The sequence below is a fragment of the Sphingobacterium sp. xlx-130 genome (genome assembly GCF_011007405.1).
Lineage (GTDB): Bacteria > Bacteroidota > Bacteroidia > Sphingobacteriales > Sphingobacteriaceae > Sphingobacterium > Sphingobacterium luzhongxinii.
This window is the reverse complement of the sequence record NZ_WFKN01000008.1, coordinates 298,679-309,206: the sequence shown is the minus strand read 5'-3', so window position 1 is coordinate 309,206 and position 10,528 is coordinate 298,679. Positions and strand designations below refer to the sequence as shown.

The following is a 10,528-nucleotide window of genomic DNA, read 5'->3' as shown; positions in this document are numbered from 1 at the left end:
CTATTTATGAAAATAGAATTGTCTTTATTATAATTTCTGATTCTAGGACCAAATGGCTGATTTTTTTAACTTTCGTCGTTTCTCAACACTACTCGTTACGTTACATGATCATTTTTTAAAGAACTTTATCGCATCCGCTTCGCGCTTCTGCTTTATCTCTACACCCGAAGGCTCGACTTTTTTACTTTTTCTGTTGCCCTTCGTTTCCGTTGGGACTGCAAAGGTAGGAATCTTTTTCAGAGTTCCAAAATAAATGTGAAAATTTATTTCGGCGTCCCTTCTTTAATTCCCGCGTTTAAATAACATTAAACCCTTCTTTTTTCATGGTCCCGTCCTAAGATCCGACCGTTCCTCCCTTGCGGAGTGGTGCAAAGATAGGATAATAATCCTATCAATTCCTAATATTTCATGACTTATTTATTTATACCGGACTTAACTTGCTGTAAATTTGAAGGATAAAATCATCGAAACACGGCTCCTTTCCCACGCAAAGGCCGGAATAAGAACCAGCACCCGTAGTATCTTATATATCTATATAAGGAAGCGCTCCGAAAAACAGGCACCCTCCCCTTATCCCTTAGCCCCTATTATAACAAAGAAGGCCGGGTAATTCAAGGCTTTCTATACAACACTCCTAATTTTAACAGAGGGATCCTAGAGAGAAAATAGGGATTTACCTCTACAAACCTTCTATTATAACCCTAGAAAATCTCTATAAAACTAGAATATGCATCGGATCTATTAACTATAAAACTCGGGTATAAATACCCCCTAAGAACTTATATAAAAGAAACACATGTATTAACTATCTCCGTTTCATCCAAACAAATCCAATTCGTTCCTTTACGTGCAACTACATCCTGTATTACCTCTAAATAAGTAGCATATCCAAAACAACCTGACACTCCTGATCTTGAGCTAAGTCACCCATACCGAGCAACAACGAATCCTGTTGTTCATAAAAAAGACTCCACCAAAATGGGGAGTCTTTTCCTTTTCAAAAACTTATACCACTACTTCCAGCCTCCTCCTAACGCCTTATATAAGACAATTTGATTTAACAATTTTTCCTTCAAAACATCAACCTGCGCTTCCTGTGCGCCAATGACATCTTTTTGTGCCGTTACAATATCCAAGTAATTTACTCGTCCGGCAATAAATAGTTCTTCTGCCGCAACAATTGCTGATTCCAAGGCCTCAACTTGATCGTGCACTAACACTTCGCGGTCAACAATAGCACGCTGCGTATGTAATGCCAATGAGATCTCGTTGACAGCGTTTAATATCATTTTTTCATACGCTAAAAAAGCTATTCCGTAGTTTGCTTTCATTACCTCATATTGAGACTTTAACTCCCGTTGCCTGAAAATGGGTACCGTCACACTACCTAATACACCGTAAGCAACAGATTTCTCCAAATTAAACAGTTGATCAATACTAAAGGTCTGCAGTCCAAAATAGGGGCTGATAGCTACAGAAGGAAGAAAAGATAGACGAGCCACCTCTAATTCACTAAAATTACGTTGTAATTCTAATGCAGCTCTCCTGATATCTACACGATTGTTAAACAACAAATCTAAGTTACCGACCCGCAATTCATCAAATATTTTATGATTTGACACATTTTCGCTACTTCGGTTTATAGGTTGATAAACACGTCCTAAAAGTTGGTTTATCTGATGTTCATATCCTACGATTTCCTGTAATGCCAAAGCTCTACGTCCTTTGGATTCCGCCAGAATTGACTTAAACTGTTGTACACCTAATTCATCAGCACGCCCTGCCTCCTTTTGTGCTTCAATGATACTCAATGCGCGCTCATGCAAAAGTATATTTTGCTCATAAACCTTGACCTTTTGATCAAGTCCTACCAACTCAAAATACGCTGATGCAACACTACTGATCAATTCTGTTTCCAACAATCGTTTTGTCTCACTTTCAGCTAAAAGACCTAAAAATGCAGCTTCTCTTCCATTCCTTAATTTCCCCCATATATCAATCTCCCAAGACGAGCGTACTCCTACAAAATAATCGGGGATAAATGGTTCGGGAAGCTTCTCGTTAGTCTTTAGGTTTTCCGAGAAATTAGAATCGTAGTTACCTATACCCGATTCTGTATAATGACCGTACTTTTTTAAACCCGCTTCTACCGCCGCGTCCAATGTAGGCAACGATGCGGCCTTACGTTGCCTAAAATTAGCTTGTGCTACCTCTATCCTATGAATAGCTTGTTTAAGATCCTTATTATTTATTAAGACCGTATCAATAAGACTTTTTAAATATGAATCCGAAAACACATTCTGCCAAGGGATGTTTCCAAGAGAAACTGTATCCAACAATACACTACTCGCATCCGATTTCAATTCAGTACTTATATCTGATTTGACAACCTTCTTAGGGACTGTACAAGACGATATTAGAAAGAAAGCTGCTAAGGTAGCAACAACCTGCCCTATCTTTTGAGATTTGCTTTTCTTTGAAAATAATACAACTAATCCAGGAATTACGATAACACCTAAAATAGTACCAATCACCATCCCTCCTACCGAGGCCGTTCCGATGGTTTTATTCCCTACAGCACCGGCACCGCTAGCCAGCATTAACGGAATGAGCCCTGCAGCAAATGCAAACGAAGTCATTAAAATAGGTCTTAACCGTGCTACCGCCCCCTCTACAGACGCAGTAAAGATGTCCATACCCTGCTTGTACTTTAAATTAGCATATTCTACGATTAGAATCGCATTTTTACCTAATAGTCCGATAAGCATGACCAGAGCTACCTGTGCATAGATATTGTTCTCGAGTCCAAAAACCTTCAAGAATATAAAAGCTCCAAAGATTCCAGCTGGCAGACAAAGAATGACAGGTAGGGGCAGCAAAAAGCTCTCATACTGCGCTGCTAAAAGCAAATAAACGAATACTAAACACAATAAAAAGATGTAGCCTGCTTGATTGCCGGATATCTTTTGCTCTCGTGTCATACCTGACCATTCGATTTCATATCCTTGCGGTAGACTTTCAGCAATACGTTCTACGGCTTCAATAGCTTGCCCTGAGCTAAACCCTGCCGCCGCTTGACCTGTAATCATAGCAGAACTGAACATATTATAGCGTGTAATTTGTTCCGGTCCATAAACCCGCTTCATGGTCATAAAAGAGGAATAAGGTACCATATCTCCATCGGCCGTTTTAACATACAATGCTAATACATCTTCTGGCTTTTGACGTGAAAAAGCATCCGACTGAACCATTACTTTATACATCTGTCCGTAACGGATAAAGTTTGTCGCATACTGACTCCCCAAAAGAGTCTGAAGGGTATTCATGGAATTCTCAACGGATATCCCCTTCTTGGCAGCTAGGTCATAATCGATTTCAAGCATATACTGTGGAAAGTTAACATCAAATGTTGTACTGGTACTTTCGATTACATCATCGTTATTCAATTCTTTAATAAAATCATTCAGGACAAGACTGGTTTTTGATAAATCTTCATTGCCACTTTTATCTAATAACCGTAACTCGAAGCCCGAAGAGTTACCAAAACCGGGTACAGTGGGAGGTGGAAAAAACTCAATAGTAGCATCTGCTATATGACTGGTTTTCTCTCGAAGAACCTTCATGACATCATCCACGGTTTCATCACGTTGATCCCATGCTTTCAGATTAATCATACCCATCCCATAGGATGAGCCCGAAACCTCGGTCACGATGCTGTATCCAGCTAAGGTCGATACAGTCTCTACAATATCTAGTTCTCTCGCTATACGGTCCACTTCATCAAGAACTTTTTCGGTACGGTCTACTGTTGCACCCGGAGGAGTAGTCACTGCTACATAAATCATTCCCTGATCTTCGGTTGGAATAAAGCCTGTAGGTAGAATAGCGGCCGATCCCCAGGTAAGAACAAACATCACTGCGAGAGCACCCAAAGTAACTACTCTACGTCCAGCAATACGTGACAATAGATTTTTATATCCGCCCCCTATTTTATCGTATACGGCATTAAATCCTTTGAAAAAACGGGACAAAAAACCATTACTTTCTTTCTTATCGTGTGGTGATTTCAGAATTAAAGCACACAAGGCTGGTGTAAGGGTAAGCGCATTAATCCCTGAGATAACGATAGAGGCCGCCAAAGTGAGTGAGAACTGTCGGTAGAAAATCCCTACTGGTCCAGACAGGAATGCGACAGGAATAAATACCGCAGACATCACCAAAGTAATCGCAATTACTGCACTTCCTACTTCTTTCATCGCTGCAATTGTTGCTTCCAATGGCGGAAGATGTTCATCTTCCATCTTCGCATATACTGCTTCGACGACGACAATCCCATTGTCAACCACAATTCCAATAGCTAGTACCAATGCAAATAAGGTCAATAGATTAATAGAGAATCCCATCATCTGCATAAAGAACAACGCGCCAATCAAACTAACGGGGACGGCCAAAATAGGAATTACGGTAGCTCTAAAATCTTGAAGAAAGATAAACACAACTAGGAACACCAAAATAAACGCTTCCAACAAGGTGATCAACACACTCGATATAGATGCATTCAAGAATCTTGACACATCGTACCCCATCGTATAGGTCATGCCGGGAGGGAAGGTCGACTCCTTAAGTTCGGCCATCCTATCCTTCACACTTTGGATTACATCTTGGGCATTCGACCCTGGGAGCTGCTTCAACATAATAGAAGCAGAAGGTCTTCCATCAGTCTTGGATACCATCTCATAGTCCAAAGATCCAAACTCGACATCTGCAATATCCTTAATTCGAATAATTGAACCATCAGCATTCGCTCGAATAGGTACGTTTTCATACTCACTTACCTCGGTAAACTTACCTGGATAACGGAGTACATACTGCTGCATATTCACCGCTTTATCCGAACTAATTCCAGTCTGACCTGGGGCTGCTTCTATATTTTGTCTCCTTAATGCCGTAACGAGCTCCTCTGTAGAAATTGCATACGCCGATAGCCGATCTGGTTTGACCCAGATTCGCATGGCATAATCCTTCATTCCCATAATCTGAGCAAAGCCTACCCCTTCGATACGCTTCAGCTCTTTGAGTACATTAATATCGGTAAAATTGTAAATAAATCGCTCATCAGCCGTAGCATCATCCGTATAGAGGTTCAGGTACATCAACATACTGTTTACCTCCTTTTCTGTAGTAACACCGGCCTTGATTACCTCCTCAGGCAATTCATCCAAAACAGTAGTTACTCTATTTTGCACATTGACTGCCGCAATATCTGGATCCACGCCAACTTTAAAAAAGACTTGAATCAAAGTTGTTCCATTATTGGTAGACACCGTATTCATATAGGTCATCCCTGCTACTCCATTGATGGCACGCTCCAACGGAATAGCTACCGCATTTGTACTTACCTCTGCATTAGCCCCTGTATAATTGGCAGTCACCACGACAGAAGGCGGAACAATATCCGGGAACTGGGTAATCGGCAATGTAAATAATGCCAAAAGTCCTAACAGCGTAATAAAAATTGAGATCACCAGTGATAGCACTGGTTTTCTGATATACGTTTCAAACATCTAAATCGCCTCCGTTTCTAGTTGTTAATTGGTTTTGGTTGTATGCTCATACCATCCCGCAAAGACTGAACTCCTTCGAAAACAACTTGCACATCTGCTGGTAGCCCATCTTCTACAATATAATAGTGTCCAACGCGTTGCCCATTCCTAAATGGAATCATCTTAACCTTATTATCTTTGACTGCGTAGACATAGGCTTTGTCTTGAATTTCGAAAACCGATTTTTGATGCACAAAGGTGAGCTTGCCTGTTTGTGTCGGCACACCTATACGTCCTGAGGCCCCATGCTTTAATAGACCTGTTGGATTATCGAACTTCGCTCGCAAGGAAATAGACCCCGTACTGGCTTCAAACTCACTTTCTACGATTTCAGCAATACCAGTATAAGGGTATAGATCACCATTGGCTAATATTAAGCGTACTTCTTGCTTAAACTTATTTCTGTTAAATGATGAATCTGAGGCAATAGCAAGATATTCTGACTCGGAAATATTATAGTAAACATTTACTTTTTCTAAATCAGAGATTGAGGTTATCAAGGCCCCTTCACTTAATAAAGATCCTTCTTTAAGTAAAATCCGATCAATACGCCCATCAAAAGGTGCGCGAATCTGCGTATGGCTTAACTTGGTTCGTGCTTGATTCAGGATTGCTTCGGCTTCTTGGACTTTGGAGATCGCCGCTCTAAGTTGTACTTTGAGTAAATCCTGTTCTGTTTTACTGATGATACCCTTCTGCACCAATTTTGCTGTTCTTTCCAGCTCTAATTCAACTTTTTTTACTTCAGCTTTCGAGGTGTTCAAGCCAGCTTCTGCTTGCGCAAAATCAGCTTTATATTCTTCATCGTTAAGTCCAAACAATACTTGCCCCTTACGGACAAAGGCCCCTTCATCCACATAGATCCGATTTAAAAAACCTGCTAGTCTTGACCTAAGCTCTACGTTTCTTTGTGATTGTATATCGGCGATATACTCTTTATAAATAGTGGTATCCATTTGCAGGAGCCCGGTAACGGGAACAATTCTAGCTTGTTCTTCCGATTTGTTTTCATTACTGCTAGCTGTACATGACGCGGCAAATAAAAGGCATCCAAATACTGGATACATCAACTTTCTTTTCTTCATAGCTAATTATGAATAGATTATTTAGTAAAAAATCAAATAAAAGACGTAACAAGCGTATGCCCAGCCTAAAACTAGACCTGACATGTATTACGTTTAAATAAATAAAATGGGATTGTAAAAATTAGAATGGCCGGAATCTATACAGAAACGTATAGTATCCTGGCAAACATAACGTTTTAGAAACGTAGGTAGGATGATCAATCTCTTTGGAGAAGAGAAATAACTTTCTATCCAACCAGCAAAAAAATAAAATAACAGGTAGTACCCCCAATGTCAGCATAAGAATACGGTAGTCATCAAAAAAGATATTTGGAAGATTATCGTGTTGCTCGGGATGTGTCATCTCTAAGATTTCTTCCAATACAACTTCCAACAATGTCTCGCTAGAAGCGACTGGAGTAAAATCCAAAACATTACAATACTTCACCTCATAACAGAGTACATTGAGATAGCCGAAAAGTGCTAGAAAGTGTAGTATTCGCAACATATGCCGCAAATATAAAGAAGCAAACTACAGAATGGCGTAGTCCTATGTAAAAAAGCTGTTATCCAAGCGGTGCATATAGACAGTTCAGACTTTTCTTTGACAAATATGTCTCTTTGCAGATATTGACTTACTACTTTTTAAACACCCAGAACTTCTGTAACGTAAAATTAAAACCTAAGGAAACAATTATCTCCACAACACCTTTTGACAATAGAAAATGGCAGTGCCAAACATCTACAAGAAAATGAATACCCGTAGATTTTAGAAAGATACTACCGGCGACCACAACAATAAATTTCCACAGTTGGTTTGCTAAAGGAACTGCAGTACTGTTGAACGACCAATATCTATTAATCGTAAAATTGATAATAGCTCCTAAACTTCCGCTGACGACGTTCGAAAAAGGAGCAGAAATTAATAAGACCTTATAGCAGAATGAATAAATTCCAAAATCAAAAAGCCCTCCTACAAAAGCGGAGAGCTGTGCTTTAAAAAACTCTTTAACTCTAAATGCCATCTTCTGGAGCCTGTTCGGCTTGTTGCTTAGCCAACTTCTCTTCTTTATCCTTAGCATCTCCCACAGCTAGAAGCTTTATTGTATCACCAATATTGATAAAAAACAATATGACACAAATTCCCAAAACGCTATAGTCGATAGTCCCCTTAAAAACAACTTCAACAAGTAATACGAGACAAACAACAACTCTTATTTCAGTTGGTCCTAATAATCCAGCATCGATAGTATATTTATCTGTAATTCGATACCGTAATTGAGATATAATCATGGCCCATCCGTAAAGAGCTACCAGCGCAAATCCTAGATATTTAAAATCGCCTACAGTATATAGAATATATCCGAGTCCGATAAATACCGTACTAACCCAATCCATCACAATATCCAATGCAAAGCCATACCATTTACGCGATTTATTACGATAGTAAGCAATTCTACCATCTAGAGAGTCGCCAAACCATTGGATAAAGAAACCTGGTATAGCCAATAGTAACAGATCCCTATTGACATATTCTGCTAACAAAAAGCTCACTAGAATCATTAAAGATCCAAAAAAACCAATCGCTGTCAATCCGTCTGAGGTAATACGCTCTGGTATACGTGGTACCAAATAGCTAATTAATCTCTGCTCTGGATCGCTCAGTATATTTGTACGCTTTCTATCCTGAAACAATTTTTTGTTTATTTCCTGTTTGCTCATATCTATCTTATTACAGCCAATTATTAGATTTATACCACAACAACGTTTCCCTCAATCCAGAGGAAAGATCATATTTAGGTTCAAAAGCCAATTCTTTTTGTGCCTTGCTTATGTCGCAACCCCAATTCTCTGCAGTCAGTTCACCCAACCTTTCTGGATACAACACAGGTGTTTTTTCAGACCCTGTATATAGTGACTGAGAGACCTTAGCGATAAATGCCACGATCGAGTAAGGAATATGTAGACGAAAAGACTTTCGATTGAATGTATTTTTAAATACATCGGCCATAGCATATCTAGAATATACATGACCATCCGTAATATTATAAAACTGAAGACCTTCTTGCGGCTTAGTACAAGCCTTGAAAATACTTTCTACAAGATCCTTTACATACACGAAACTTAGCTTCTGCGGCTTTGCACCAATATAAGGATCAAGTCCTTTGTTTAAGGTATCAAATAAGATAAACAGATCTCGCTCACGTGGTCCATACACGGCAGTCGGCCTTAACACAGAAATTGGACTAGCAGCAAATTTGGCTTTAATCATTTCTTCAGAGGCTTTTTTACTACGACCGTACACCGTCACGGGATTATAAGGGGAGTTCTCGGCTATTAGAGTAGCACTGTTGAACTCGATAGGTCCTATCGCTGCGAGACTACTGACATATACAATACGCTCTAAAGTATCGCTTGCAGTATTGGCAGCTTTTAAAATATTTTCTGTATAACCAACATTAACCTTAAGCATATCGCTTTCACGTTTTGCCTTGGTCATGGCTGCTGCATGTATAATATAGTTATACTTCTCTTTTTGGAATAATGATTCGAGTTCGTCAACATTATTCATGTCGGGGAATACAAACACGTCAACAAATTGCTTTATGTCGTCGATCTTACTGGTTTTTCTTACAGCTGCATGGATTTCAAATCCCTGACGTCTCGCCTCTTCAACAAGATGTGACCCCACAAATCCACTTGCACCTGTTATGAATATTTTTTTCCTCATATCGCCTTCTCGTATAAACGATAGCGTTTGTATAGTTCACCATTGATTTGTTCAATAGCGTGATTCATTAAATAATTTGTTTCTAACATCCAAGAACATTCTGCTCCGCGTACCCCTGCTGGCTTAGCGTTTTTGATAATTCTTCCATACAAACAGGCTTCAATTCCTAATTTTCGGTAGCCCTCTAGAACTCCAAGCATCAAAACCCTTAGCGACTTTATCTTCTTTTTACCAAACAATAACTTAAAAATACCTGTTGGCAATAGTCGACCTCGCTTTATATTTATTTGGATTTCGTTGACATTAGGTATCCCTACAGCAAAGCCGATTATTTCTCCTTCTTTTTCAGCTATAATACAAAAACGAGGATCTACAATCATTTTTAGATCTTTTGCGACATAGTCAAACTCTTCATCCGTCATTGGCACAAAGCCTAGATTCTTATCCCAAGCTTTATTATAGACCGATTTGATTTTAGCTGCTTCGTTTTTAAAATCTTTAAGATTGATTGTTCTTAATTTAATACCAGATCTCCCCAAGCGCTCCTCCAATCTATCCATCAATTGTACCGCACGGGTACTTGCGGTTTCAGTCTTCACATCGTAAGCCAGAAGATCAACTTTCTTCTCAAAACCATAATTACTGATTAGATCTAAGTAATAGGAATAATTATAGGGCATCATTGCCATTGGCGGCATATCAAAGCCCTCAACCAATAGGCCACAAGTTTCGTTTGTTGACAAATTTATCGGGCCAACAAGATTGTTTCCTCCTCTTTCTTTAACCCATGCGAAAGCAGCGTCAAACAATTTATTGGCTACCTGTTGATCATTAATACAATCAAAATATCCAAACTGCCCTTCAGCAACATTATTAAAAGAATTGTGGTGATTATTCCAGATCGCCGCTATCCTACCTACAATTTTATCATTCCTATAGGCTAAAAAGAGCTGTGCTGTAGAGTGTTTGTAAAAAGGGTGCTTCTTAGGATTCAACAGATCACTTTGCGCGATAAACAACTCTGGCACGTAATTCGGTTCCCCTAAATACAAATCATGCGGAAAATCTATAAATTCCGCACGTTGTTTTTTTGTTTCAACAGGTATGATTGTTATCATGGCCGTCTTAAA

Annotated in this window: 7 protein-coding genes; all 7 read right to left on the bottom strand. The window is 39.3% G+C overall.

Going from position 1 to position 10,528, the window contains the following annotated elements; translation table 11 throughout:
* Nucleotides 1–1,013 precede the first annotated feature (1,013 nt).
* On the bottom strand, nt 1,014–5,564 hold the full coding sequence (locus G7B18_RS15190; protein WP_164123333.1) for an efflux RND transporter permease subunit: 4,551 nt from the start codon (nt 5,562–5,564) through the stop codon (nt 1,014–1,016).
* 17 nt (nt 5,565–5,581) lie between these two features.
* Nucleotides 5,582–6,688, bottom strand: coding sequence for an efflux RND transporter periplasmic adaptor subunit (locus tag G7B18_RS15185; protein WP_164111373.1), 1,107 nt, complete (start codon nt 6,686–6,688; stop codon nt 5,582–5,584).
* A gap of 121 nt (nt 6,689–6,809) precedes the next feature.
* On the bottom strand, nt 6,810–7,175 hold the full coding sequence (locus G7B18_RS15180) for a hypothetical protein (RefSeq protein WP_164111371.1): 366 nt from the start codon (nt 7,173–7,175) through the stop codon (nt 6,810–6,812).
* Between the two features lie 130 nt (nt 7,176–7,305).
* On the bottom strand, nt 7,306–7,692 hold the full coding sequence (locus G7B18_RS15175; RefSeq protein ID WP_164111369.1) for a GtrA family protein: 387 nt from the start codon (nt 7,690–7,692) through the stop codon (nt 7,306–7,308).
* Nucleotides 7,682–8,389, bottom strand: coding sequence for a CDP-alcohol phosphatidyltransferase family protein (locus G7B18_RS15170; protein ID WP_079645858.1), 708 nt, complete (start codon nt 8,387–8,389; stop codon nt 7,682–7,684). Before G7B18_RS15170 ends, G7B18_RS15175 begins: the two co-directional genes overlap by 11 nt.
* A gap of 10 nt (nt 8,390–8,399) precedes the next feature.
* Nucleotides 8,400–9,398, bottom strand: coding sequence for an NAD-dependent epimerase/dehydratase family protein (locus tag G7B18_RS15165; protein WP_164111367.1), 999 nt, complete (start codon nt 9,396–9,398; stop codon nt 8,400–8,402).
* Nucleotides 9,395–10,516 carry a hypothetical protein gene (locus tag G7B18_RS15160; protein ID WP_164111364.1) on the bottom strand — a complete coding sequence of 374 codons (1,122 nt, stop codon included), beginning with the start codon at nt 10,514–10,516 and terminating at the stop codon, nt 9,395–9,397. Before G7B18_RS15160 ends, G7B18_RS15165 begins: the two co-directional genes overlap by 4 nt.
* Nucleotides 10,517–10,528 lie beyond the last annotated feature (12 nt).

Excerpts from the sequence above, each read along its gene's own strand:
- G7B18_RS15190 (WP_164123333.1), bottom strand. The coding sequence starts at position 5,564 with ATGTTTGAAACGTATATCAGAAAACCAGTGCTATCACTGGTGATCTCA.
- G7B18_RS15185 (WP_164111373.1), bottom strand. The coding sequence starts at position 6,688 with ATGAAGAAAAGAAAGTTGATGTATCCAGTATTTGGATGCCTTTTATTT.
- G7B18_RS15180 (WP_164111371.1), bottom strand. The coding sequence starts at position 7,175 with ATGTTGCGAATACTACACTTTCTAGCACTTTTCGGCTATCTCAATGTA.
- G7B18_RS15175 (WP_164111369.1), bottom strand. The coding sequence starts at position 7,692 with ATGGCATTTAGAGTTAAAGAGTTTTTTAAAGCACAGCTCTCCGCTTTT.
- G7B18_RS15170 (WP_079645858.1), bottom strand. The coding sequence starts at position 8,389 with ATGAGCAAACAGGAAATAAACAAAAAATTGTTTCAGGATAGAAAGCGT.
- G7B18_RS15165 (WP_164111367.1), bottom strand. The coding sequence starts at position 9,398 with ATGAGGAAAAAAATATTCATAACAGGTGCAAGTGGATTTGTGGGGTCA.
- G7B18_RS15160 (WP_164111364.1), bottom strand. The coding sequence starts at position 10,516 with ATGATAACAATCATACCTGTTGAAACAAAAAAACAACGTGCGGAATTT.